This is a genomic window from Candidatus Nucleicultrix amoebiphila FS5 (assembly GCF_002117145.1).
GTDB lineage: Bacteria > Pseudomonadota > Alphaproteobacteria > Caedimonadales > Nucleicultricaceae > Nucleicultrix > Nucleicultrix amoebiphila.
Window position 1 is genome coordinate 476576 of record NZ_CP008743.1, and the last position, 24189, is coordinate 500764.

Here is a 24189-nt window from a genome sequence, read left to right on the forward strand (position 1 = left end):
TTTCATAATCCGTTCATTTTTATATATTTTTTTATCTTCTCAGATCACATTTTCTTATTTTTATAGATTGACAAAAAGTAATTAAAATTTTAATTAAAATTTCCCAAACTGATAAGAAAGAGGATGCCTTGTTAAAACCTTTATTTATGCTATTGATAACATCAACATTTTCCCTTACGTCATTAAATGCTAGCAAATTTCCAGAGAGTGAAGAAGATAAAACTGAAAAACATCTGCAAGCGCACGATCATTATGAGGCCCAAGACGACGAAGACGATCTATACGAATTCTATCAAGGAGCCGATGACGGAAATGGTAATTATCAAGCTGTTCTGCCTCTCTATGAAGTAAATTCACTCCAGGATATGACTCAAGAAGAGTTAATCGCTTTTATGCGCTGTGATGAAAAAATTGATTGGTCTCAGTTTGATCATGTCGTCCATCAAAAAGATGCGACACCCCTTTCAATGACGTTAGGCAACATTCAAACCTCTCTCTCTATTTTTGAATCTTACGCATTCGAAGATTTGTTCGCTCCTTTCATACCACAAATAAAAGAAGAGCCGTCTCAACAAGACGAAAATCTCCCTCAACAAACAAAGCAATTTAATTGTATCGAGAAAAGCCCGATAAAGTCCCCTAAGAAATCGGTGCTGTCTCCTTACAATTTAAATAAAGAGCGGATCGATTAAGTCTTTGTATAGGAAGGGCGTTATAATCAGGCGTCCTTTCTTAATTTTAAGCTATATACTGTACGTCTAAAAACTTTTTAAACGCCTCTCTTCAATATGCGTTGGCTTATGTAAATATTGAGTCTCTGGATTAAAGGCCCTCGCAAAAAAGGTTAGCAACACTTAAGCAGCTACTTCTATGTGTGCCAACCATTCCTTATCCATAAACTTGCTCATATAATTACGGATGCCGTCCGGGAGAATCACCACGCATTTTTCGCCCGTTTTCAGCTCTTTTGCGGCTTCCAAGGCTCCATGGGCAGCTGAACCAGATGACCCTCCAACAAGCAGACCTTCTTCACGAATAAGACGCCGTGCCATAACAAAAGAATCTTGATCATTGACCTTTATGTAACAGTCGACCAACGTGTTATCGAGAACCTTTGGAAAGAAATCATAGCCAATCCCTTCCACGTGATAGCTATGCACTTCAGTTCCGCCTCCTAAAATCGACCCATAGGGATCAATGCCAACGATCTTAATCTTTGGATTGAGTTCCTTCAGACGACGCGCAACTCCTGTAATTGTCCCGCCCGTTCCAACCCCCATGACGACCATGGATAAGCTTTCTCCCATATCTTGCCATATTTCTTCAGCCGTTGTCTTATAATGAGCATCAGGATTTCCGGGATGAGAATATTGATCAAGAATGTGCGAATTTGGAATTTCTTTTTGAAGACGACGCGCTAAGGATATGTGACTTTCAGGTGAATCCCAAGCGGCTTCCGTAGGGGTACGATAAATAGTGGCTCCTAGCGCTTCTAAAGTAACCTGCTTTTCGCGACTCATCTTTTCCGGCATAGTAATTACAACTTTATACCCCTTGACCGCGCCAATAAGCGCTAGACCAATCCCCATATTTCCCGACGTTGCTTCAATCAAAGTATCTCCAGGCTTTATGTGTCCTTGGCGTTCAGCGGACTCTATCATTTCAAGGGCAGCACGCTCTTTAACAGATCCTCCAGGATTCAAAAATTCACATTTCCCATATACTTGGCAGCTTAAGTTCTTCGCAATCTGATTGAATGGCACAATCGGTGTACGCCCAATGGTTTCAAGAATGGAATTAAAGATCATAGTACCCTCTGATTTTTGATTTGATAGGATCGTTTCTATAGAAAAATCTTTTCAATGCCCAGTTTTTTTTAAGATCTGCATTCACAGCTTATTGATTTTATTATCTTTTAGAGAGTCTGTTAATTTTTCTTACCAAATTACTTAACAAATATTGTAAAATAATTTATCGTACTAAGGTTAGAAAAACAAAAAATATAAAAATAACAACTTAAGGAGGCCCTCCCCATGCGCGTTCTGGTGATTGAGGATGACTCAGGTACCGCGAAAACTTTGCAGATTGCTTTACAGGGAGAAGGTTTTGTCTGCGATACCACCGGCGTTGGCGAAGATGGTTTAGACATCGCTCGCCACTACGAATATGACCTGATTATCTTAGACTTGATGCTCCCCGATATTGATGGCTATGAAATTTTAAGACGACTCAGAGCGGTACAAGTATCCACACCAGTGCTGATTCTGTCTGGCCTGTCTGATATCGATGATAAAATTAAAGGTCTCGGCTTTGGCGCTGATGACTATCTCACAAAACCCTTTAACCGAGAAGAACTTCTAGCACGTGTTCGCGCAATTATTAGAAGATCACGCGGTCATTCAAACTCTATGATTAACGTTGGTCGTCTTAAGATTGATTTGAATGCTAAGACTGTAGAAGCGGATAATAAGCTTCTTCGCCTTACAGGACGGGAATATGCCATTCTTGAGCTTTTAGCAATTCGCAAAGGAGCGACGCTTTCTAAAGAAGTCTTCTTAAACCACCTCTACGGCGGTATGGAGGAACCTGAATTTAAGATTATTGATGTCTTCGTTTGCAAATTACGTAAAAAACTTGCAGATGCTTTAAGCGGAGAAAATTATATTGAAACCGTTTGGGGGCGTGGGTACGTCTTAAGAGAACCTCGTAAAGAAGACATGGCGACCAGTTTTTCATCCAATAAAAAATCGCCTACTGTATCCCCCTCTTCGGCCCCTAAAAAGGTCAGCGCATCGAGCAACGCTAAAAAAGACTCCTTAACACTCCCCAAGATCTCTGGAGCACGTTAAAAATCACTCTATAAACGTCAATTTGAGGCACGAAAGTGCCTCAAATGCTATTTTATTTTTTATTTTTCTTTTATTTTTTTTCTACAAGATCCTTTTATTTACGAGGTAATCAAAGTATTACAATAGTAGTTATAATTTTATGAAAATAATTTATACTATATTTACATCTTTTTTCTTGACATATGAGTAATTTAATAATATATATGACTTATGTTTGTTCTGCAGAATAACATTTACCCTTGTCTCTCCCTCAACAAGAGAGAGAAGCGTAAGGATACGTGAAAGAAGTAATAGGTCATTAAGATCTTAAGACCACACAGTAAACGATCTTTTAAAAGGATATGGGTTAGTTGTCCGCCGGCCCAGGACCTTTTAAGAAGATTTTTAGAGTGTTAAAAGAATTTTTCCCCGGGGAAAGAGCTTCGAAGGAAGAGAAATTGAGAAGGCTCTCCCTTTGAAAAACGGTATCATGCTCTTTCCTCCCTCAGCGTCCTGAGCCACCCAGGCGATGGGGGAGTGAAAGGGTCATCACCCAACAAGAACAATAAAAAACATCGTCAGAAAATGTCATCACGCGATTCTTTCAGAACCGCGGGGCGATTCAGTGTGCTTGTAACCAAACCACGTCTCTGCGAGGCCCCTTGGCCGCGGCAGTCCATATTGCTTATTTAACTGGATCACGTCGCTTCGCTCGTGATGACGCACTTCTATAGGCCGTCATCGCGCCGATTCTTTCAGAACCGCGACAATTCAGCGTGTTTATTGGTAACCAAACCACGTCTCTGCGAGGGGCCCCTTGGCCGCGGCAGTCCATCTTGCTTATTGTGCTGGATCACGTCGCTTCGCTCGTGATGACGCACTTCTATAGGCCGTCATCGCGCTGGTTCTTTCAGAACCGCGGGGCGATTCAGCGTGTTTATAACCAAACCACGTCTCTGCGAGGCCCCTTGGCCGCAGCCATATTGCTTATTTAACTGGATCACGTCGCTTCGCTCGTGATGACGCACTTCTATAGGCCGTCATCGCGCTGGTCTTTCAGAACCGCGGCAATTCAGCGTGTTTATTGGTAACCAAACCACGTCCCTGCGAGGCCCCTTGGCCGCGGCAGTCCAGCGTGCTTTTTAGGTTCCCCCTATTTCCTTCTGACTTTTGATTGCTGGCTTCTTGACAATTTCTAAAAAGAGAGTACAAATCGGGACGATTAATTTTGCTCCCATGGGCCAAACGCATACTCAAATAAATTTGGTATGATTATGGCGCATGGGTGTGTTGATTTATTTTTATTTTGCAAAGCAAGCGTTTTCAAGTATGTGAAAATGCGTATGCGATTTGGAGTTAAAACTTTAGGATTTAAACATGTCAAAAAACACACCCCAAGAATTTGGTAAACTAAGGGCTGCATTGTGGCCCATCCATGGATACGAGCTTAAAAAGTTCCTCCCCATGGGCTTTATGATGTTCTTTATTCTCTTTAACTACACCATCCTACGAGACGTAAAAGATGCTCTCGTCGTGACCGCTCCAAAGTCCGGAGCCGAAGTGATCCCATTCATCAAAGGTTGGTTAGTTGTTGCCTCAGCGTTCGTGTTCTTCTTTGTTTACACGAAACTGACAAACATCTTTTCCGCAGAAAAGCTCTTTTATGGAATTGTCATTTTCTTCATCGCTTTTTTCGGACTGTTTGCTTTCTTCATTTATCCGAATCGTGAACTTTTTCACCCTTCTCAAGACTTTATTCAGCAAGTTCAAGATAGCTATCCACGCTTGCGTTACATCGTAGCGATCTATGGTATCTGGTCTTATGCTGTATTTTACATGATGGCTGAATTGTGGGGAAGCGTGATGGTTTCACTCTTATTCTGGCAATTCGCAAACGAAATTACACGTACACAAGAAGCAAAGCGTTTTTACGCACTCTTTACACTGATTGCTAACGTTGCGTTAATTTTCTCAGGTGAGACGATTGCGCGTTTCTCAGAACTAGAGCACGCAGAAGGTGTTGATTCTTGGGGCGTTTCATTACGTTGGATGATGGGAACAGTTGTTGTTTTCGGTGCAATTACAATGTTTATCTATCGCTGGATGCAGAAGAACGTCTTGACCAATCCTATGTACTACGATGCAGCTGAAGCGGCGCAAAGCAAAACCAAAAAAGTTAAAAAACCAAAGTTGGGAATTATGGAAAGCTTGAAGTTCATCTTCACCAATCCATATCTCGGCCTCTTAGCGATCTTGGTTATCGGCTACGGTGTGTCTATCAACATCATCGAATTGCTCTGGAAGTCCCGCTTGAAAGAAGCTTTCCCCGATCCAAACAGCTATGCTTGGTTCATGGGTAACTTCTCAAAGTACACAGGTATCGTGACAATGGCATTGATCTTCATGACCAAGGGCGTTGTTCGTAAGTTTGGTTGGATGACCGCTGCGATCGTCACACCTTTGATTGTTTTCATCACAGGCGGTCTTTTCTTCCTCTTTATCGCCTTTGATCAAGAAATGACTCTGTTTATGGAAAACATTGGTCTTGTTGGGTTTACTGCTTTGATGCTCGCTGCTTACATTGGCGCTGCTCAGAACATTTTGAGTAAGGGTACAAAATACTCTCTCTTTGATCCAACAAAGGAAATGGCCTACATCCCCCTCGACCAAGAGTCTAAAGTTAAGGGTAAGGCTGCCGTTGACGTTATCGGTGGTCGTCTTGGAAAAGGTATGGGAGGGTGGATTAACCAAGGTCTTCTCCTCATAACTGCAGGCAATGCCATGACGATTTTCCCTTACTTGTCAATTATCGTAAGCGTTGTCGTGCTTATTTGGTTGATTTCAGTAAAAGCTTTAAACACACGCTACTTAGCGATGTTAAAGGCTTCTCCTGAATCTTCAAAGTAAAGCCTCAAGGTTTTACTCTCACTTATAAAGCCAGCCCTTCCAAAGGGGCTGGCTTTATTAAAAAAATCTCACTCTTGAATCAACTCAAAATAGTTCTTATGTATATCCCATAACTCCAATTTAAGATTTAAATCGATGTATCATTTGCTTGTCAGATTTCTAGTATTATTTCTTTGTGCCGCAAAACTCTCGGTGGCCTCATCTGAGTTTATCGTTGACGAAACAACTTTTTTTCCTAGCACTCCTCCCATCACAGATCTATTTGATGAAGATGAGAAAGAAAAAGAAAACATAAATTCTGGGCTTCCTGACCATATATATGAGCGCTTAAGCAAATCTAAATATAATGTACGCACACAAATTAAAAAATCCTTAGAACCCTCTATTGCTCCGCATTATTGGGAAGATTCTTTAAAATTTCCAGTGTTCTGCGTAGGCACCGGTCGTTCTTGGATGGGTATTCTGTTTTCAAGTGATCATTACATTCCGACGATCGTAGAAGAACAAGATACAACGCTTGATTTGAATAAAAGAATAAAACCTCATTTCAATGAGCGTGCCTGGGATATAGGTGACACTTCATCAATCCTCAAAAGGCGCGGCGATTATGGTTCAGTATTTTTCGCCCATGTGGGCTACGGCATCGACTCCGAAGAACCGACAAAAAAAGCCTTAAGAATGTATTTTGATCTTTTAAAATCAGGAGGGTTTTTTCTTTATAAATCCTATGTTATTGAAAACGACATTCAGAATCCAGAAAGCACCTCTCGCCCCAGTGATCAACTGCTCGCTAAAGAAGTCCACACGAAAAAAATCTTCGCAAGTGTTGGGTTCACAGATGTCACAACTTTGATCGTTCGTGAAAAAGAATTTCCTGGATCAGATCCAATTTCTCTCTTAGTTTTTGCATATAAGCCTCAAGTTTTATGAACATTTAAAATAACTCTAGATTATTAAAAATCGCTGGAGTATTTTTCGGCAACTGACAAATGGATTTGTCAGTGTCGATCATTAAACAGTGAGGATCATTATGAAAATAAACTTATTAAACACTCTGCTAGCTGTCTCATTTACTTTGGGAACGAGTGCACTTTCTCTCGCCACCGATACTTTGAAAGAAGAGAATGAGACTGAGACAAAGACGCCCACCATTCTTGTTACTCCACAAAAAGGAGAATCCTCTTTAGAAGAAGTTAAAGCTCCAGAAATCGTTCAAACTCTCGATGTAGACTCATTTTTTGAAGACCAGGGTTCTGAAAAGGGACTAGATGTTAAAGAAGAAAAAATCTCACCTGCTGAATCTTCTGATGATGAGAGCTCTGGAACTGAAAAGAAAAAAGGCAAGCGCAGCAGTAGTGATAGAAAAGAAGAAACTGAAGAACCAGCACGTGACCCCAACAGTCCCCATAAGAGAAGATTAAAAGAATTTTTCACAAACCTTGAAGAAGGAAAAGAAATGACTTTTGAATCCTCTACAGGACTTGCTCTTCTTTATAAGAAAGAGGCCGGAAAAGTTTTCCTTCAAACAGATGAAGGTTGGGAAGAAGATTCTCAAGGCTAAAATACGTTTTTTCCATCAAAAGCAGTGCCTTAAACAGCACTGCTTTTTTTTGCTTTCGATCTTAAGAAATTTTCACTAGCATGGTGGAGTCAATAATAAACAGGAGGTCGATTATGCGTATTAAGAATATAACAAAAATTCTCATGACAAGCTCACTTTTAACCCTGAGCCTCGGAAGTTTTTCCTATGATGTCTTTGCCTCCGATGTTTTGCAGGAAGAAGAAAAAGAATCAGGTAGTTCTCCAGTCAGCAACGTAACATCTGTATCTTCTCCACAACAGCAGAGTTCATTTTTATGGCGCTATACTTTTGGCTTATTTTTAGATTCATCTCCGTCAACCTCAACACAGCCAAGTTCGCTGCCTGTTGAAAAACCAGTCGTAGATGAAAAAGATTCGTCCCCCCTTCCCTCTACATCTGATTCGTCTACGGGTGGGTCCCATGGATTAGAAACCATAGATCCAACAATGCTTGAAGCTTGGGCAAAAAAGAAGGGCTATACGAATACTGACGCGCTTCTACAGAGTGTCATGATGTCTAAAGGCTCTGATGCTCTTGAAGAAGATGACGGGACCAAGGAACTTACCGACGCTATGCATGCCCTAAAAATGGAGGGACAAGAAGAAAAGAGTGAGAAATCCACTGCACTTTATCTTGAAGGAACTGAGGCTCTTGGGTCCATTAAAATTGTTGGAGATAGCGACCTCAATGTTTATCCAGGGCTAACTTATATCGTCAGCAAGAAAAATGGAAAAGGCGAGAAAAAAATTGCTGCTGAAAATCTCCGAATTCATCCTGACTTTACGTACCATGTCATCAGAGTTGAGACAACGGATGGAACTATTCTGTGGACTAAAAAATAACAAAGCTTATTTAAAATATTCAGCCTCTTGGGTGACATTACCCAAGAGGTTTTTTTTATTTCGCAAATCTTCTAACTTAAGTCTTTTTCTTGTTGGAAAAATTTAAACTCTCCTTTATGATAGCAAAAAATAATACATATATCGATAAAATAGGGAGTTTTAACTATGAGAGGCCTAAAGCAATCCAGCGACTTAATTTTAAGTACGATCATTTTGGCTTATGTTTCTATAATGCCAAGCTTTGCTTCAAATCTATCCCAAGAATTATCCCAAGAAGAAAGAGAGGCCCGTATTGATAAAATGATCGCTGAATTTAAAGAAATTAATTTTGACGGCCTAGATAACCTTAACAAGGCAACTCCGGTGAGTTCTCCTCCTGCAACTCCTGAACAAAAACCAAATCAAAACTGCGCATCTTCTTTTAGCCCACAAATAGATATTATCTGGGATTATTTTTCGAAAAAGACGCTTGGAAATAAATCTAACGAAGACGATTCCGATGAGAGTGATGACGAATCCAAAGGAATTTTGAGTCCTGATAGTGGGTACTACAAATTCAAAAATTTCTGTAAAGCCCTTCGAGAAGGAGAAGAAAAATTTTATCACAGTACAGGTTCAGGGCTTAGTTTTTGGGTAAAGAAAGTCGGAAAAGAAATATATTCAAGATCAGATACAACTGAACCTTGGCGCGATAAAAATAGCGATCCTGTGGACAAATGAGTCTCAGAGTGAGTAAGAGCACTCTGCAAAGTGATACAAGAGACTCTTATTTTCTTTCTTGCTCTAAAAAAGTTTTAAAATCAATGTCTTTCCCATTTTTAAAATTTTGTTATGATCCGGACACGTGTTTTCAAAAACGCGCATCAATTATAATAATTAACACTCATTCGCTTTCAAACAATGAGCAGGAAAATACGGCAAAATTTACGGAACGCATTTGATAGACGCCGTACATTGAAGCCGCTGTATGACAGTTCTCATGAACGGGAGGGAAAGAGTATAAAAGCTTTGGGAGAGATGTATGAAAAATATTACAAAACGATTTATATTACTGTTTTTTGCCGTGTGTTTATGGTCTTTGAATTTACACACCCCACTTCAATCTTCAAATGATTTTCGGCAATTGGGGCAAGAGGAAGACGATAATGGAAGACGACAATCACAATCGTCATCATCGCAAGAAGATGAGGGTGAAACAGCTCAAGCCTCTTCACGATCTTGGGCTGGAAAATCCTATGACAACATTAGCTTTGTCATTACTTGGCCCTTTAAGACACTCTGGTGGATTGTCACGTATCCATTCAGTTCTTCATTAGAAGAAGATTCTGAGGAAGATGAAGACAGTTCTGCTGACGGTGATGGCATTTTAAGTCCTGATTCTACGTACTATAAAAGAAAAACTTTCTGTCGTACTTTAAAAGAGGGGCAAGCAAAGCTATACAAAAGCCCCACAGGACTTGAGTATTGGTTAAAAAAAGAATCCGGAAAAATACTCTCTAGTGAACACCAAAACGGCCCATGGAAGCAGGAGAAAAACGAGAGCGATTCTGACGACAGTGAATAATCAATCATTTCTATTCCAAATGACAGGGAGGTTATCGCCTCCCTGTCATCAAAATAGATTTAAAATCAAGACCTTTTTCATTTTTCAGATTTTGTTATCATGGGGGCGTGCAGTTTCCAAAAATATGCGCTTCAATTAAACTTAAGGGAGAGATGTATGAAAAACATCACAAAACGATTTACACTACTAATCTTTGCGCTCAGCTTATGCGCCGTTAACGTTAATAATCCGGCCCAAGCTACCGATACACTTGCTCAAGAAAATCAAGATGACTCTCGACGCAAGAAAACAAAAGTTTCTAAAAATGTTCTTACCCCCCAGGATGATGCCACTGCGAAAAAAGAGCCGTCTAAGTCTAAGACAAAACAATGTTGGGATGGCACATGCTTTGTAATAACGTGGCCCTTTATAAAATTTTGGGACCTAATTACTTATCCTGTTCGTTGGTATTACGCTACTCCTGCGAATTCCACAAAAAAACCTGACGAGATTCAGCCCCAAATTCCTTCTGGTCACCTTGCAAAGACCGAAGAAGAAGATAAGCAAGGAACAGGTCAACCAAAGAACACAGAAGCCGATGATGATCAAAACTCAAAAAGCAAAGACGGGAAGCAAGATACTGACGCAGAGCAAATAAAGGGGACTCTTGAAGACGATCGTCAGTCAGAAAATCCTTCCGGCCAACGTGCAAGTACTGAGAAAGAAGATGATCAAGAAGAAGGACAAGCAGCCGACGATGATCAAAACTCAAAAAGTAAAGACGGGAAGCAAGGCACTGATGTACAGCAAATAGAGGCTGATCCTGAAGAAGATCAGAGTGCAAGACAAAAGGAAACAGGGGGCGATGGAAACAAAGAATCAGAAAATGATGAAAAAGAATCTCAGAAAGCAAGCGCTTCTGCAGAAGAATCATTAGGAGAAGCCGCTCAATCTCAGGGTTCCGAAGAGAAAGGCTTTATAAAAAGAACAGATGTTTCTTTTGAAGAAAAAAGTGAGCCGAGCAGTCCCTATCAGACTCCTCTAAAATCAGGAGTAAAAAAGAGTGTAAAAAAACGCCCTCTAATGACTCCTGAGACTCCTCCCAGAAGATCTCCTCGAAATCATCATCTTACACCTACAAACTATTATCAATCCGATACAAAAAAAACACCCACTAAAAGCACGAAGAAAAAAAATGTTGTTCATCAGGGAACTCCCCATCCAAAATCAGGACGCATAACTTCTCCTAAGTAAAATTTTTAGATCTTAAAAAGATAAAAGGCCGCTTTCGCGGCCTTTTATCTTTGATCACTTCATGCCTTTTTTACGACTCACTTCGAACGCAGACTCTTTGGTAATGATAAATTGGGACGTGACCCAGCATCAGGTAATTGTTCTTTAGGCGTTTTTTTCATGATTTTAGACAACTCTTCTAGGCCTCGATCCAGCTGAGGATCGCGATTGCCTCGATAGTCAGCGGGCGTAAATTCCACAAAAATATCCGGATCAACACCTCGGTTTTCAACACTCCAACCCACATCTTTAAACCAGAAAGAAAACTCGGGTTGGGTTGTCATCCCACCATCGACTAATGGATTAGTAGGATTTATGCCAATGATCCCTCCCCAGGTACGTTTGCCAACGGAAGGACCCAGTTTCATAAGACGAAAAGCCTGGGCAAACATATCGCCATCGGATCCCGCATACTCATTAATAAGAGAGACCATAGGTCCCATGGGCGCATGTTCAGGATAAGGCACAAGACCATTCCAACGACTGACGTCATAACCTAAGCGTCTACGCGCAAGCTTTTCGAGAATCAAGGGGGATACTGACCCACCCCCATTATAACGAATGTCAACGATTAACCCTTCTCTTTCGCTTTCATCGAGGAAGTAACGATGGAATTCAGAGAATCCTTTGGACGACATATCAGGGATATGAACATAACCAACCCGTCCTTTAGATTTTTTATGAACATAGGCTCGGTTATTTTCAACCCAATCACGATAGCGCGGCTCAAAATCACTCCCTAAAGTTTTGACTGTCACATAACGTTTATTTTTTCCTGTCTTATCACTTACTTCTAGGGTCACCTGTTGATGAGCCTGATGAACAAGAAGAGAGGCCGGCGGTTTTTCTACACTTAACGTTCGTCCATTAATTTTCCTCAGTAACTCTCCCTCTTTCACATTGACACCTGGTTGCACGAGAGGAGAACTATGAGATGGATTCCAAACATCCCCTTTGACAATATCATGAATAGTATAGGCTTTTTGTTTAGGATTGAGTGTGAGACTAGCAGCCAAATTCCCCACTTCCCAAAAGGGCGGATGCTTCACATCACCTCCAAATACATAGGCATGGGATGTCCCCAACTCACCTTGCATTTCCCACAGCAGGTCGTTCAACTCACTGCGATTAGAGATCCTATCCAACAAAGGAAAATAACGATGATAAACCTTTGCCCAATCAATTTTGGACATATCCTCAGCCCAAAAATAATCGCGTTGTAAACGCCAAGCTTCTTTAAAAACTTGCTGCCATTCTAGAGGGGGGTTTACCGATACCCGGATACGACTTAAATCAACCCACCCTGACTTACGATTAGCCGATGAATTGTCCTCTTCATCAGGTTTTTCATCAGCCTTAAAAACTCTGAGACGATTTTGATTATTACGATAGGCTAAATTTCGACCATCTAGAGATACTTCAAAATGAGTTACATTGTTTGCAACAACGTCGACTTTCAATGTTTCAAAATCGAAAGCTTCCAAAAGACCACAAGAATTTTCGTCGCTCTCATCGTTTTCCAAAGTTCCTTCAATAGGCCAATGTAAGAACAAAGCTTTACCAGCAACCGCTCCCACACCTCCATAAATACCATCGGGCACAGGAAAAGCTTGCAGACGATCTTCAATTCCTTCGAAATCAATTTTAACAGTCGTATCTTTAGATTTTTTCTTCTCTTTTTTATCTTTTTTCTCTTCATCCTCAACCAAAGATTTTGCCTTCAACATAAATGGTGATGGAGCATCTTTCTGTAAAAGAATCAGATATGGCCGCATTCCCCTTGGAAATCCAAGCTCGAAATGTAAAGAATCCCATGTGGGATCAAATTGACGATAAGAAAGAAAATAGAGATATTTTCCCTGAGGATCAAAGACAGGACAGACATCTCTTAAAACGGGTCTTGTTACTTTGTGAATTTTTTTATTTTTAATCTCAACGATTTTTATAATCGTTGTAATACGCGTTTCCGAAGCGCTATAAGCAACATAACGACCATCCGGTGACCAGGATACTCCATTAACCTTGGCAAAAGAGCTTTTATCAAGAAGCTTTGTTTTCCAAGTTTTTAAATCCACATGCATCAGTTCATTGCGATGATTGGTAAAAACGACTTCGTCGTTTTTTGGGCTCGGGACTAAAGCTAAGATACGTCCAAAATCCTTTTTAGGGGATTTCCTAACCAGGTTAGTATGTTCAGCATTATAAATTTCAAGACCGTCTTCCCCCGATTGATCGCTAACCATTAAAATATGTTTACCATCTTTCAACCAAACACCATGACGATAACGTACACCATCGGGTTCACCAAATTGAAGCACTGGCCCTTCCCAGTTACTAAAAACAAATCCTTTTCCGCGGGTAATAACTTGTAAATGATGTCCCTTAGGATGAAGCGCATAACTTTCTAAATAGCGCTTGGGGTAAACAAATTTACGTGAGCGTTCAGATCTTGGACTATGATACGCGATCGAAACCTTTTGACTCTTATTTTTTTCAATATCAAAAACATACAGATCAGCCCCTGCTTGATAGACAATACGATGACCATCTGTTGCTTGGTGACGAACATAGTAGTCCATGTGATGCGTATGACGCTTCAGGTCTTTTCCATCAATTTTACACGAATAAAGATTTCCAACACCTTCGTGGTCAGAGGCAAAATAAATACGATCCTTAATCCATAAAGGTCTGGCTAAATCGCTCTCGAGCGTAATTAAAGACTTAAATTGACCATTGCCTTTCACGTCAATCCAGATTTCTCCAGCAGTGCCTCCTCGATAACGTTTCCAAAAACCGTATTCACGATAACCATGTCTTTGAATAACGATGCCTGGCCCCCCTTCTCTTTGACGATCAATAAAATTGATGGGACCCAACTTTAAAGATTCAGGATTTTGGCCAAGATTTCTTAAAAGGTACCCAATGTTGCATCTTTGAAAAGGCTGCCCAGCAGAACAGCCCAAGTAAATACCTTCTTTCCCCCAATGATGCACTTTGACCAAATCACCTAGGAATGTCAGGCGCTTTACCGCACCACCTTCTTTTGGCGTTATATATACTTCTGTAGGTCCTTCATCACTACCGGCAAAAGCTATAGTTTTTCCATCTGGTGAAAAAACGGGTGATGTCACAGTACCAAGACCAGTAGTTAATCGAACAGCTGTCCCGCCCTTTGCAGGCACAGACCAGAGATCATCTTCACTCACAAAAATCAGAGTATCTTTAAAAATAGCGGGGTATCGGTAATATCCTTGGGTCATTATTTTCTCTTTATGTTTTTTATTGATTTTACAAGAAAATCTCACCTTAGTCTATTTTCCTCGTGGAAATCTGTGACAATTACAAGTATTCTAGAAACATTATTAAGAGAGCTTTAACGAAAGGATGATTACCAGTGCGCCACTTTAATTATGACGCCATGGTCCACGATGCCCTTTTAGGGATTGTAAAGAGTTGCTTACGATTTGTTGAAAAGAACGGTCTTCCTGGCAACAACCATTTTTATGTAACCTTCAACACCAATCGTGAAGATGTTATCATTCCTCAAGAACTACGAGATTCTAATCCGGAAGAAGTGACGATCGTTTTACAACATCAATTTTGGGATTTGCACGTATTTGATGATCATTTTGAGGTGGTGCTTTCTTTTCAAGATCGTTACGAAAAAATTTCCATTCCATTTTCTGCCTTGGTGAGCTTTTTGGACCCATCTTCAAACTTTGGCCTACAATTTATTCCGGACCTTAGTGAAGAAGAGAAAAAGAAACAAGAATCCACCAAGAAACAAACTGAACCTGCAAAATCTAAAGGCAAAGATAAAGAAAAAGGAAAGACACCAAAGTCCAAGGGTGATGAACCTCAACCGCAGAATAACATTATAAGTCTTGATTCTTTCAGAAAGAAATAAAATGTATGCAGATAAAAAATATCCAGGACTAATGACAACAGGTAACGACGAACAAAACACCCTCCATAAAAAAACTGAGTTGTTTAGCAACCCCACATCTGACGAACCAAAAGCTCTGTGCCAAAAAATGATTCAGTTTAGAAAAGAAGTTTTGGGGGGAGGTGCGGGCCTCTCTGCTCCGCAAATTGGTATCTCTAAAGCAGCCTTCATTTATACAAGCGATCGTACAGATGAAAATTTAAAATCCGTTGTTAATCCCACATTTAAACCCATGGGTGAAGAGATGATTTTCGGGTGGGAAGCTTGTTTTTCAATTCCTTTGACTGCCGTGAAAGTTCCTCGCTGGCGACTTATTGAGGCTCGCTACTGGACTACGGATGGACATTTTCACCAAGAGGTTCTCGAAGATTTTGAAGCCCGGGTCTTTCAACACGAGACAGATCACATCAAAGGACGTCTCACGCTCGATCACCCAGGCGTAGAAGTCAAAACGTTTGAAGACGCTGAAAGCTTTCAAGCTTTTATGCAGACAGTTCATTCAGAAGACGCTAAAACTTATAAGAAAAATTCTCTTTTAAAGGAAGCCGTTTCATGATTGATCATGCCTCATTCTCAGTGAATAATTTTAGTGAAAGTCTAAATTTTTACGACAAAACACTTAAACTCATTGGTTATGAACGTTTAATGACGTTTGATACTGAAGATGTTCAAGCTGCAGGATATGGTAAAAATAATAAACCTGATTTTTGGATTAGTCCTCAAGGGAGTCCTGAAGAACAAATTGGGCAAGCGCGTGGTGTTCATCTCGCTTTTCAAGCACCAGATGTGTTGTCAATTAAGCGTTGGTATAACAAATGTTTAGAGTTAGGCGGACTTGACAATGGCGCACCTGGTCCACGACCAGAATATCATGAAGGGTATTACGCGGCTTTTATCATCGATCCAAATGGATGGCGCATTGAAGCAGTGATCCATGATTATAAGGAGAAATAACGAATACCCTTTGCCACCCTTAAAAAAACATAAAACGTTGGTAAAATGGATAAAGAATCGCTACTGAAAGTCCTAGGCTTAGGACACCTTGTTGGGAAAAACCCCTCTCTCGACGTTCATTCTCCTATTGATGGCGCCTTATTGGCGAAGGTAACACTTACCACTTCTCAAGAAACGCAAGAAGCAATTCACAGAGCCTTAGAAGCTTTTGAAATTTGGCGTGCTGTCCCTGCACCAAAAAGAGGAATGCTTATGCGTCTTTTTGCAGACGAGTTACGTCACCATAAAGAGGCGCTAGGAACACTTGTCACCCTCGAAAATGGTAAAATCCTTCAAGAAGGTCTGGGGGAAGTACAAGAAATGATCGATATAGCCGATTTTGTTGTCGGTCTTTCAAGACAACTTTATGGTCTGACGATTGCCTCAGAACGTCCTGCCCATAAAATGTTGGAAACTTGGCATCCTTTAGGACCTATTGGTGTGATTTCGCCTTTTAATTTTCCCGTTGCTGTATGGTGTTGGAATTTTGCTTTAGCGATTGTTTGTGGTGATCCTGTCATTTGGAAACCTTCTGAAAAAACACCCTTAACAGCTCTTGCTGTTGTCACTTTGTTTAAGCGCGCTCTTTCAAAATTTAGCGAAGCGCCTCCTTCACTTCTTGAGATTGTCATTGGAGGAAAAGACTGTACTTTAAAACTTTTAGAAAGCCCTCACCTGCCTCTTATCAGTGCCACTGGGAGCACAAATATGGGACGCACTATTGCTCCCATTGTTGCTCAACGTTTTGGACGATTAATTTTAGAATTGGGGGGCAATAATGGGATGATTTTAACGCCAAGTGCTGACCTTTCTTTAGCTTTAAAAGCAATTCTTTTTAGTGCCATAGGCACAGCAGGTCAAAGATGTACTTCCTTAAGACGCTTAATTATCCATGAATCTCTTTTAGATACTTTTCTACCCAAACTTCAAAAACACTATCAAAGCATTAAGATTGGGGATCCTTTAAAAGACACTACATTAGTTGGCCCTCTCATTGATGAACACGCTTTTGAAAAAATGCAGCAAGCCCTGCAAGCTGCTCAACAACAAGGTGGCACAGTTTTTGGCGGCGAACGCGTTTTGGAAGAAGAGTATCCTCGTGCTTATTATGTCAAACCAGCTATCGTAAGAATGCCAACTCAAACAGATATCGTCAAAACTGAAACATTTGCCCCAATCTTGTATGTGATCTCATACAAAAATTTTGCAGATGCTTTAGAAATGCACAATGATGTTCCCCAGGGACTTTCCTCCTGTATTTTTACCAATGATTTAAGAGAAGCTGAGCTATTTCTATCAAGTCAAGGCAGTGATTGCGGAATCGCGAATGTTAACATTGGTCCAAGTGGTGCCGAAATAGGAGGTGCCTTTGGCGGCGATAAAGAAAGCGGAGGTGGTCGTGAAGCTGGTTCTGATTGTTGGAAAACGTATATGCGTCGCGCAACCAACACGATTAATTTTTCATCCTCTCTTCCTTTAGCTCAAGGTATCAAATTTGGAGAAAATAACTGATGACGTCCCATTGGAGTGATTTATTTAGTTTTGAATCTGAGCTGAAAGAAGAAGAACATATTTTAAGAGATACTGCCAGGCGGTTTGCACAAGAAAAATTGATGCCCCGCATTTTAGAAGCGCATCGTCATGAGACTTTTGATCCCTATGTTTTAGAAGAACTCGGTGCGTTAGGATTCCTGGGCATGACATTAAAGACCGATACAGAGCCAGGCGCTTCTTATATTTCCTACGGATTAGTTGCCCAAGAACTGGAACGCGTAGACTCAAGTTATCGTTCTCTTTTAAGTGTACAGTCATCTCTTGTTATGGGGGCCATCAGTGCCTTTGGTTCTGAGGAACACTGCCAAAAATATCTCCCAGGGTTAAGACAAGGAAAACGTGTTGGCTGCTTTGGTCTCACTGAACCAAATCATGGCTCTGATCCAAACCACATGGAAAGCACAGCCCAAAAGACACCACACGGTTGGAAGCTTAAAGGCGCAAAGACTTGGATTACGAATAGTCCTATTGCTGATATTCTCATTGTTTGGGCAAAAGATGAAAAAGGAGAGATTAGGGGTTTTATCTTAGAAAAGAATATGAAGGGCCTTTCCACGCCAAAAATTGAAGGAAAATTTAGCTTGCGGGCATCTATCACAGGCTCAATTTTTATGGATGATATCATGGTCGGTGAAGAACAACTCTTGCCTAAAACGCAAGGTCTAAAATCCGTTCTGAATTGTCTTAACAATGCACGCTATAGCATTGCTTGGGGTGTTTTAGGAAGTGCTGAATTTTGCTGGCACCAAGTGCGGCAATATGTTCTTGAACGCAAACAGTTTGGCAGGCCGTTGGCCTCCAATCAATTGATTCAAATGAAGCTTGCTCATATGCAGACAGAAATTCTGATTGCACGTGAAGCCACTTTAAGAGCAGGGAGACTAAAAGATGAAGGACAGTGCTCTCCCGAACTTATTTCTCTCCTCAAACGCAACAATTGTACCAAAGCTCTCGACATCGCACGTCTTGCAAGAGACATGCACGGAGCGAATGGAATTTCAGATGAATATCATATCATTCGCCATGTATTAAATCTTGAGGCGGTCAATACTTATGAAGGAACGGCCGATATCCATGGGCTGATTTTAGGAAAAGATCAAACAAACATTTCTGCGTTTGGCGAACACTAACGCTTATATCTACGTGCTATCGAAATAATGAATGTGAAATGGCTTCTGAGGACATAAAACCTGTAAGAAGCCCTAATCCAAGCCCCACAGGAATTGCCACAAACTTTAACCAATACCGCATCCTGGTTCCTCCAGTCTTTTTGTGCTGTAATCAGTTATAAAGAAATTTAGTTAATTTTTAGTTGTCAAAAAGGGATATTGGGTTAATGATCGGTAAATTTTTGATCAAAATCAACTTTATCTGCTCAAAATTTTTGCCAAATCTATGGCATTTTTATTAGGATTGGCGCTTACTTCATTAAAAGGTTCTTCTAAATATCCAGCCCTTTTATAAAAAGAAACAGCTTGGGGAACGCTATGAAGGACTATTTTCGTGCGATTTTGATGAAGAATCCAACGCTCAATCATCCTTAAAAATTTATCTCCATATCCTCTATTTTGATAAGGCGTATCAATCACTAAGGAACGAAGGGCCGCACGCTCATTATCGAGCAACTCTACGGCAATTGCGCCAATGATGTCTGTTCCCCTCATCAGCACAAAGTTATAGTGATTTTCAGCTGTAATTGACGGATGGTGAGGATCATACTGAATGCCCCGAGGTTCAAAGAGTAAAGTCTTACGAATCCGATGATACGCGTCCCATTCTTGATTTAACAGCGCTTCGACCATCGTCAAACCTTCAAAGCCTGACTTTTTAACCATCTCTTGAATCAAATCATATTTTGAAGCCGTGTAAGAAGAGCGATCTTCAGGAAATTTTTTCGCGAGTTGCAGCTTAAGGTCTTCATAGCGTTTTAATTCTTCAGGATATTTTCTAAGGTATTCAAGAAACAAGAGATGACGATCAATTTCGGGATGCCCTTCTTCCCAAATATGGAGATGATAAACATGATTAGAAAAATAACGTCTAAAGGGCATCCCCAATTCTCCCCGTCCTCGATAACCAAGGTTTTCTAAAGCCTGGCTATTAACAGCAAGAATATCTTTAACAACAGGTAGCATATCAATGATAGGCTTTGCAGAGAGACCAGGAATAGACGTGGAACCAATATGATGAATGGTCACGCAGTTGTCCCCTAAAGCTTCTTTAATTTTCTTTGCTTCTAGCCAAAATCTCTTGGGCCAAGTGGGATCGTAAGGGATAACGATAACGTTCTGTGACATAAATAAAATCCTGGAGAGCCGATTATTTATAATGAACCCTTCGTGGGTTTGTCATATAGTATTCATAATAAGAATTAAACAACGAAGTTGAGGTCCACATGAATGAAATTATCATTAAATATGATAAGTATGTACGTTATGGAATTTCCTTTGGATCGGCGTTAGCCATGGTTATTTCCTATGATAAAAATCATTCAGTGTTGTGGGCCATTCTCCATGGATTCTTTTCGTGGCTCTATGTCCTTTATTATGTCCTTTTCCAATCTTAAATGACAATGACGTTTCACTCAGCTACGCTCAAAGATAAAGACACTATTTTCGAATGGCTTGATAATCCTCATGTGCAAGAATTTTGGGACAATAGTCCTCAACATCGCCAAGATATAGAAAATTTTATGGGTGGACGTCAAACCCGCTCCCCGTATTTTGGAGGCATGAATTCCTATTGGGTTGGACTTTTAGATAATCATCCCTATGCCTTTATTATCACGCATGAAGAATCGGAAAAAACAGATCCTCCAGAGATTTACAAACCTTACATCTCGAAAACAGGGAAAACTTTCGGAATTGATTTTTGCATTGGCAGTAAAAACCATTTAGGTAAAGGTTTAGCAGCGCCTACTTTAAAAGCTTTCATGCACTATTTTATTAAAGCGGTTGAGCCCAAAACTGATATTTTTTATATCGATCCCTTTATAAATAACCCCAGAGCCATTCATGTTTATCAAAAAGCAGGCTTTAAAATCGTCTCTGAATTTACTCAACAAGGCGGTTTCTTTGATCAAAGCAAAGGCGTGCTGATGATCAAAGAAATTTCTAGTGAACAAATATAAATATAGCTTAAATCCGATCAGAACTGTATTTTGATGATGCAAAATCAAAAATTTCTCTTGCACCATGCTAGACCATTTCTCTAAAGAGAAAGAAAAAGATTTTAGAGTCCTAAAAACGTGAAGAGCTGGAGGCTATTAAACTAAGCTTTTTCAGCGCATAGAGAATCATCTTTATTCCACTGCTTTAAGAGCCTTGGCTTTTCTAAGATTTTTGCTATTGTGAGACTCTAAGATAAATAAAGGAAATTACAAAGTATGCGTTTAAGTCGCTATTTTTTGCCAACAATTAAAGAAAATCCAAGCGAAGCTCAAGTGGTGTCTCATCGATTGATGTTGCGATCAGGTATGATTTTGCAATCATCAGCTGGTATTTATTCATGGCTTCCTTTGGGTACGCGCGTTTTAAAGAATGTTGAACGCATCATTCGCCAAGAGCAAAATCGAGCTGGCGCTTATGAAGTTATTATGCCCACCATCCAAAGCGCTGATTTGTGGATGGAAAGTGGACGTTACAATGCCTATGGCGATGAAATGTTGCGTATTAAAGATCGTCAAGAACGCGATATGTTATATTCGCCAACAGCAGAGGAAGTTGTTACCGATATTGGTCGAAAATTCATGAAAAGTTATCGGGATCTTCCTCAAATGCTCTACCAAATCAACTGGAAGTTTCGTGATGAAATACGTCCACGCTTTGGTGTTATGCGAGGGCGCGAGTTTCTTATGAAAGATTGCTATTCTTTTGATCTTAATTTTGAAGACGCACAAAAATCCTATCGCACGATGATGGAAGCCTATATGCGTACGTTTACACGCTTGGGTCTCAAGGCAGTGCCTGTGCGCGCTTCAAGTGGGCCCATTGGCGGAGATATGAGTCATGAGTTTCAAATTCTAGCCAATACGGGTGAAAGCCTTATTTATTATGATGCGGATTTGGAAAAGTTGATGGAGACAGAGACTTTTGACATTGAACATCTTATGGGGCTTTATGCAGCTGATGAAGAAATGCATGATGCTAAAAACTGCCCTGTTCCTCAAGACCGTCTCAAATCAAAACGTGGCATTGAAGTAGGCCACGTTTTTTATTTAGGAACAAAATATTCCGATCCATTAAAGGCACATATTATAGATAAAGGTGGTCAGAATATTACAGTCCATATGGGATGTTATGGAATCGGCGTCTCACGTCTCGTTGCCGCAATTATTGAAGCAAGTCATGATGATGTAGGCATTGTATGGCCAGCAAGTGTGGCACCTTTTGATGTGGCCTTACTTAACCTCAAGCCTGATGATGAAAAATGTACCAAAGCATCTGATGACCTTTATCTCAAGCTTCAGCAACACTGCTTAGATGTTCTCTATGATGATCGGAGTGAAAGGTCAGGTGTTAAATTTGCTACCCATGACCTTATTGGCTTGCCCTGGCAAATTCGCTTTGGTTCACGGTCATTGGAATCTAATACTTATGAACTAAAAAATCGCCGGACGGGTGAAGTTCTTGAGAATGTCAGTTGGGACAACTTAATTGATGCCATTAAAGGCCCTCATAAAAGTTGCTGCTCATGAACGCTTTTATCCGTAAAGTAGCCTTCAGATATTTACGACCTAAGGGAAAAGAAGGCTTTATCTCAATTATTGCCGGCTTTTCATTCCTCGGCATTATGTTGGGAGTTGCAACACTTATTGTCGTCATGTCGGTCATGAATGGTTTTCGTGCAGAGCTCATGAAAAGTATCTTAGGGTTTAATGGTCATATCGCAGTTGGGAGTGCTATATCAGAAGGCATGCTCAATTATGACAAAGCGACGGAACTTGTGCGCGCAATCCCAGGAATAACCAGCGCCACCCCCCTTATTGAACGTCAAGCGATGCTAGCGCATGACAACAATGCCATGGGTATTAATGTTCACGGAGTAAAGTTAGAAGATTTAAAAGACCGTGACCTTATTGCCAGTAAAATTGTCATGGGAAGCTTGGATAAGTTTACCGAGGACAACGCCATCGTCATTGGGCTAAGACTTGCCGAGCGATTGAATGTTGTACCAGGCGATATTGTTACGCTCATTGCACCAGAGGGAAATTCATCGCCTTTTGGTACAGTTCCAAGAATGAGGACCTTGCAAGTCGCCGCGATTTTTAATGTCGGTATGACCGAGTTTGATAAAGGGATGACTTTTATTCCTCTCACCACCGCCCAAAAATTTTTCCGCATGCCTAATATGGCTTCAGGACTAGAGATATTTGTTGATGACCCTGATAAAGTTACTCTCTATGTCCAAAAGATTTTTGAAACTTTGGGAGCGAATTTGCGCATTCTTGATTGGCAAAAGGCAAACTCAAAATTCTTTGGTGCCATTAAAGTTGAGCGCAATGTGATGTTTTTAATTTTAACGCTCATCATCATCGTGGCTGCCTTTAATATCATTTCCAGTTTGATTATGTTGGTCAAAGATAAAGGACGTGACATTGCAATTTTGCGAACCATGGGCGCTACAAAAGGTATGATCACGGGCATCTTTTTGCTGACAGGCTCTATGATTGGCGTCGCAGGTACGATTATGGGAAGTGCGTTGGGGATTACTTTTGCTCTCAACATTGAACGCATAAGGCAATTTTTTCAAAGCCTTACGGGCACTGAGTTGTTCAATGCTGAAATCTATTTTCTTTCAAAAATGCCTTCGAAAATAGACTGGTCAGAAGTCTCAGTTGTCGTTGGCATGGCATTGACGATTACTTTTCTTGCTACTCTTCGACCAGCTTGGCGCGCTGCAAAATTAGATCCTGTAGAGGCCTTACGCTATGAGTAAAAACCCTGTTATTCTTAAGTTGGAGAATATCCAACAAGTTTTCCATCAAGGTGCAGCTTCTCTCGAAGTTTTGAAGGGGATTGATTTAGAAATTCGTCCAGGCGAATGTGTCGCTCTGGTCGGTGCATCTGGATCGGGAAAATCAACACTTCTCCATATCACCGGACTTTTAGAGCACCCCAGCAAAGGGGAGATCTACATTAATAATGAAGCTTGCTCAAAGCTGAGAGATAAACGCCGCACAGATTTGCGTCGTAAAACTATTGGCTTTATTTATCAATTTCATCACTTATTACCTGAGTTCACTGCTTTAGAAAACATTATGTTGCCTCAAATGATTGATGGGCTTTCAGAAAATGAAGCAGAAAACCGCGCGCGCGCGCTTCTCACATCACTCAAACTTGATAAACGTGCGAGTCATGTGCCTGCAAAACTTTCAGGTGGCGAGCAGCAACGTATTGCGATTTTAAGAGCTTTGGCGAATCGACCAAAGCTTTTGTTAGCGGATGAGCCTACGGGTAATTTAGATGAAAATACAGCCGATCTTGTCTTTAAAGAGCTTTTAGGACTCGTAAAAAGTCAAGGGATGGCAGCTCTCATTGCCACTCATAATATGGATCTAGCCAAACGTATGGATCGCGTCCTTCATCTTAGAAACGGTCACCTTCATAAAAAGTAAACAAGCTAATTACAAATAAATACCGCTCGTTAAGTTTCTTTTAAGAGGTTTTTAAGAGATTGAGCGTTACAATACCTATAAAAAT

The 24189-nt window shown here is 40.6% G+C and carries 22 protein-coding genes; 19 read left to right on the forward strand and 3 right to left on the reverse strand.

The annotated features are described in order from the left end of the window. The first annotated feature begins 128 nt into the window (after nucleotides 1–128). Nucleotides 129–692 (forward strand): hypothetical protein, encoded by a 564-nt coding sequence (locus GQ61_RS02250; RefSeq protein ID WP_085783741.1) that lies wholly within the window; start codon nucleotides 129–131, stop codon nucleotides 690–692. 162 nt (nucleotides 693–854) lie between these two features. Here GQ61_RS02250 and GQ61_RS02255 read toward each other — a convergent pair whose 3' ends face one another. Next, nucleotides 855–1808 carry a pyridoxal-phosphate dependent enzyme gene (locus GQ61_RS02255; RefSeq protein WP_085783742.1) on the reverse strand — a complete coding sequence of 318 codons (954 nt, stop codon included), beginning with the start codon at nucleotides 1806–1808 and terminating at the stop codon, nucleotides 855–857. A 225-nt stretch (nucleotides 1809–2033) separates the two neighbouring features. Here GQ61_RS02255 and ctrA point away from each other — a divergent pair, with 225 nt between their 5' ends. The 8 genes from ctrA to GQ61_RS02295 all read left to right on the forward strand — a co-directional run bounded on the left by ctrA (nucleotide 2034) and on the right by GQ61_RS02295 (nucleotide 10956). Next, nucleotides 2034–2849 (forward strand): response regulator transcription factor CtrA, encoded by an 816-nt coding sequence (ctrA, locus tag GQ61_RS02260; RefSeq protein ID WP_085783743.1) that lies wholly within the window; start codon nucleotides 2034–2036, stop codon nucleotides 2847–2849. Between the two features lie 1356 nt (nucleotides 2850–4205). Continuing rightward, the gene (locus GQ61_RS02265; protein WP_085783744.1) at nucleotides 4206–5735 is read left to right on the forward strand and encodes an Npt1/Npt2 family nucleotide transporter; all 1530 of its coding nucleotides are present in this window, start codon (nucleotides 4206–4208) and stop codon (nucleotides 5733–5735) included. 135 nt (nucleotides 5736–5870) lie between these two features. Continuing rightward, on the forward strand, nucleotides 5871–6665 hold the full coding sequence (locus GQ61_RS02270) for a hypothetical protein (RefSeq protein WP_085783745.1): 795 nt from the start codon (nucleotides 5871–5873) through the stop codon (nucleotides 6663–6665). Between the two features lie 100 nt (nucleotides 6666–6765). Then, the gene (locus GQ61_RS02275) at nucleotides 6766–7296 is read left to right on the forward strand and encodes a hypothetical protein (protein WP_085783746.1); all 531 of its coding nucleotides are present in this window, start codon (nucleotides 6766–6768) and stop codon (nucleotides 7294–7296) included. Between the two features lie 113 nt (nucleotides 7297–7409). Continuing rightward, nucleotides 7410–8159, forward strand: a complete 750-nt coding sequence (locus GQ61_RS02280) for a hypothetical protein (RefSeq protein WP_085783747.1) — start codon at nucleotides 7410–7412, stop codon at nucleotides 8157–8159. Between the two features lie 165 nt (nucleotides 8160–8324). Next, the gene (locus GQ61_RS02285; RefSeq protein ID WP_085783748.1) at nucleotides 8325–8879 is read left to right on the forward strand and encodes a hypothetical protein; all 555 of its coding nucleotides are present in this window, start codon (nucleotides 8325–8327) and stop codon (nucleotides 8877–8879) included. 301 nt (nucleotides 8880–9180) lie between these two features. Continuing rightward, nucleotides 9181–9723 (forward strand): hypothetical protein, encoded by a 543-nt coding sequence (locus GQ61_RS02290; RefSeq protein ID WP_085783749.1) that lies wholly within the window; start codon nucleotides 9181–9183, stop codon nucleotides 9721–9723. A 156-nt stretch (nucleotides 9724–9879) separates the two neighbouring features. Continuing rightward, the gene (locus GQ61_RS02295) at nucleotides 9880–10956 is read left to right on the forward strand and encodes a hypothetical protein (protein WP_085783750.1); all 1077 of its coding nucleotides are present in this window, start codon (nucleotides 9880–9882) and stop codon (nucleotides 10954–10956) included. 77 nt (nucleotides 10957–11033) lie between these two features. On the opposite strand, the gene GQ61_RS02300 is transcribed toward GQ61_RS02295, so the two are convergent. Beyond that, the gene (locus tag GQ61_RS02300; RefSeq protein WP_085783751.1) at nucleotides 11034–14255 is read right to left on the reverse strand and encodes a S41 family peptidase; all 3222 of its coding nucleotides are present in this window, start codon (nucleotides 14253–14255) and stop codon (nucleotides 11034–11036) included. A gap of 134 nt (nucleotides 14256–14389) precedes the next feature. Between GQ61_RS02300 and GQ61_RS02305 the strand changes: the two genes are divergently transcribed. Genes GQ61_RS02305 through GQ61_RS02325 form a run of 5 tightly spaced genes read left to right on the forward strand, consistent with a single transcriptional unit; the run spans nucleotide 14390 to nucleotide 18618 of the window. Further along, nucleotides 14390–14902 (forward strand): SspB family protein, encoded by a 513-nt coding sequence (locus GQ61_RS02305; protein WP_157111116.1) that lies wholly within the window; start codon nucleotides 14390–14392, stop codon nucleotides 14900–14902. A 1-nt stretch (nucleotide 14903) separates the two neighbouring features. After that, complete coding sequence (locus GQ61_RS02310) at nucleotides 14904–15497, forward strand: peptide deformylase (protein ID WP_085783753.1); 594 nt, start codon at nucleotides 14904–14906, stop codon at nucleotides 15495–15497. Then, nucleotides 15494–15895, forward strand: a complete 402-nt coding sequence (locus tag GQ61_RS02315; RefSeq protein WP_085783754.1) for a VOC family protein — start codon at nucleotides 15494–15496, stop codon at nucleotides 15893–15895. Before GQ61_RS02310 ends, GQ61_RS02315 begins: the two co-directional genes overlap by 4 nt. A gap of 45 nt (nucleotides 15896–15940) precedes the next feature. Beyond that, nucleotides 15941–17446, forward strand: coding sequence for an L-piperidine-6-carboxylate dehydrogenase (amaB, locus tag GQ61_RS02320; protein ID WP_085783755.1), 1506 nt, complete (start codon nucleotides 15941–15943; stop codon nucleotides 17444–17446). After that, the gene (locus tag GQ61_RS02325) at nucleotides 17446–18618 is read left to right on the forward strand and encodes an acyl-CoA dehydrogenase (protein ID WP_085783756.1); all 1173 of its coding nucleotides are present in this window, start codon (nucleotides 17446–17448) and stop codon (nucleotides 18616–18618) included. The genes amaB and GQ61_RS02325 overlap by 1 nt, the downstream gene beginning before the upstream one ends. 237 nt (nucleotides 18619–18855) lie before the next feature. Here the strand turns inward: GQ61_RS02325 and GQ61_RS02330 are convergent, their stop codons facing one another. Beyond that, nucleotides 18856–19785 carry a bifunctional GrpB family protein/GNAT family N-acetyltransferase gene (locus GQ61_RS02330; RefSeq protein WP_085783757.1) on the reverse strand — a complete coding sequence of 310 codons (930 nt, stop codon included), beginning with the start codon at nucleotides 19783–19785 and terminating at the stop codon, nucleotides 18856–18858. Between the two features lie 98 nt (nucleotides 19786–19883). On the opposite strand from GQ61_RS02330, the gene GQ61_RS09230 reads away from it, so the two are divergent. The 5 genes from GQ61_RS09230 (at nucleotide 19884) to GQ61_RS02350 (ending at nucleotide 24104) form a co-directional block, all read left to right on the forward strand. Further along, nucleotides 19884–20054: a hypothetical protein gene (locus tag GQ61_RS09230; protein WP_198157374.1), complete on the forward strand. Its 171-nt coding sequence runs from the start codon at nucleotides 19884–19886 to the stop codon at nucleotides 20052–20054. 6 nt (nucleotides 20055–20060) lie between these two features. Next, complete coding sequence (locus GQ61_RS02335) at nucleotides 20061–20618, forward strand: GNAT family N-acetyltransferase (protein WP_085785049.1); 558 nt, start codon at nucleotides 20061–20063, stop codon at nucleotides 20616–20618. A gap of 255 nt (nucleotides 20619–20873) precedes the next feature. Beyond that, nucleotides 20874–22184 carry a proline--tRNA ligase gene (gene proS / locus GQ61_RS02340; protein WP_085783758.1) on the forward strand — a complete coding sequence of 437 codons (1311 nt, stop codon included), beginning with the start codon at nucleotides 20874–20876 and terminating at the stop codon, nucleotides 22182–22184. Continuing rightward, the gene (locus GQ61_RS02345; RefSeq protein WP_085785050.1) at nucleotides 22175–23425 is read left to right on the forward strand and encodes a lipoprotein-releasing ABC transporter permease subunit; all 1251 of its coding nucleotides are present in this window, start codon (nucleotides 22175–22177) and stop codon (nucleotides 23423–23425) included. The genes proS and GQ61_RS02345 overlap by 10 nt, the downstream gene beginning before the upstream one ends. Further along, nucleotides 23418–24104 carry an ABC transporter ATP-binding protein gene (locus GQ61_RS02350; protein ID WP_085783759.1) on the forward strand — a complete coding sequence of 229 codons (687 nt, stop codon included), beginning with the start codon at nucleotides 23418–23420 and terminating at the stop codon, nucleotides 24102–24104. The genes GQ61_RS02345 and GQ61_RS02350 overlap by 8 nt, the downstream gene beginning before the upstream one ends. Nucleotides 24105–24189: the final 85 nt, after the last annotated feature.

What these genes read in the sequence shown, in the direction of transcription:
- GQ61_RS02255 (WP_085783742.1), bottom strand. Translation starts at nt 1,808, where the DNA reads ATGATCTTTAATTCCATTCTTGAAACCATTGGGCGTACACCGATTGTG.
- ctrA (WP_085783743.1), top strand. Translation starts at nt 2,034, where the DNA reads ATGCGCGTTCTGGTGATTGAGGATGACTCAGGTACCGCGAAAACTTTG.
- GQ61_RS02265 (WP_085783744.1), top strand. Translation starts at nt 4,206, where the DNA reads ATGTCAAAAAACACACCCCAAGAATTTGGTAAACTAAGGGCTGCATTG.
- GQ61_RS02270 (WP_085783745.1), top strand. Translation starts at nt 5,871, where the DNA reads ATGTATCATTTGCTTGTCAGATTTCTAGTATTATTTCTTTGTGCCGCA.
- GQ61_RS02275 (WP_085783746.1), top strand. Translation starts at nt 6,766, where the DNA reads ATGAAAATAAACTTATTAAACACTCTGCTAGCTGTCTCATTTACTTTG.
- GQ61_RS02280 (WP_085783747.1), top strand. Translation starts at nt 7,410, where the DNA reads ATGCGTATTAAGAATATAACAAAAATTCTCATGACAAGCTCACTTTTA.
- GQ61_RS02285 (WP_085783748.1), top strand. Translation starts at nt 8,325, where the DNA reads ATGAGAGGCCTAAAGCAATCCAGCGACTTAATTTTAAGTACGATCATT.
- GQ61_RS02290 (WP_085783749.1), top strand. Translation starts at nt 9,181, where the DNA reads ATGAAAAATATTACAAAACGATTTATATTACTGTTTTTTGCCGTGTGT.
- GQ61_RS02295 (WP_085783750.1), top strand. Translation starts at nt 9,880, where the DNA reads ATGAAAAACATCACAAAACGATTTACACTACTAATCTTTGCGCTCAGC.
- GQ61_RS02300 (WP_085783751.1), bottom strand. Translation starts at nt 14,255, where the DNA reads ATGACCCAAGGATATTACCGATACCCCGCTATTTTTAAAGATACTCTG.
- GQ61_RS02310 (WP_085783753.1), top strand. Translation starts at nt 14,904, where the DNA reads ATGTATGCAGATAAAAAATATCCAGGACTAATGACAACAGGTAACGAC.
- GQ61_RS02315 (WP_085783754.1), top strand. Translation starts at nt 15,494, where the DNA reads ATGATTGATCATGCCTCATTCTCAGTGAATAATTTTAGTGAAAGTCTA.
- amaB (WP_085783755.1), top strand. Translation starts at nt 15,941, where the DNA reads ATGGATAAAGAATCGCTACTGAAAGTCCTAGGCTTAGGACACCTTGTT.
- GQ61_RS02325 (WP_085783756.1), top strand. Translation starts at nt 17,446, where the DNA reads ATGACGTCCCATTGGAGTGATTTATTTAGTTTTGAATCTGAGCTGAAA.
- GQ61_RS02330 (WP_085783757.1), bottom strand. Translation starts at nt 19,785, where the DNA reads ATGTCACAGAACGTTATCGTTATCCCTTACGATCCCACTTGGCCCAAG.
- GQ61_RS09230 (WP_198157374.1), top strand. Translation starts at nt 19,884, where the DNA reads ATGAATGAAATTATCATTAAATATGATAAGTATGTACGTTATGGAATT.
- GQ61_RS02335 (WP_085785049.1), top strand. Translation starts at nt 20,061, where the DNA reads ATGACGTTTCACTCAGCTACGCTCAAAGATAAAGACACTATTTTCGAA.
- proS (WP_085783758.1), top strand. Translation starts at nt 20,874, where the DNA reads ATGCGTTTAAGTCGCTATTTTTTGCCAACAATTAAAGAAAATCCAAGC.
- GQ61_RS02350 (WP_085783759.1), top strand. Translation starts at nt 23,418, where the DNA reads ATGAGTAAAAACCCTGTTATTCTTAAGTTGGAGAATATCCAACAAGTT.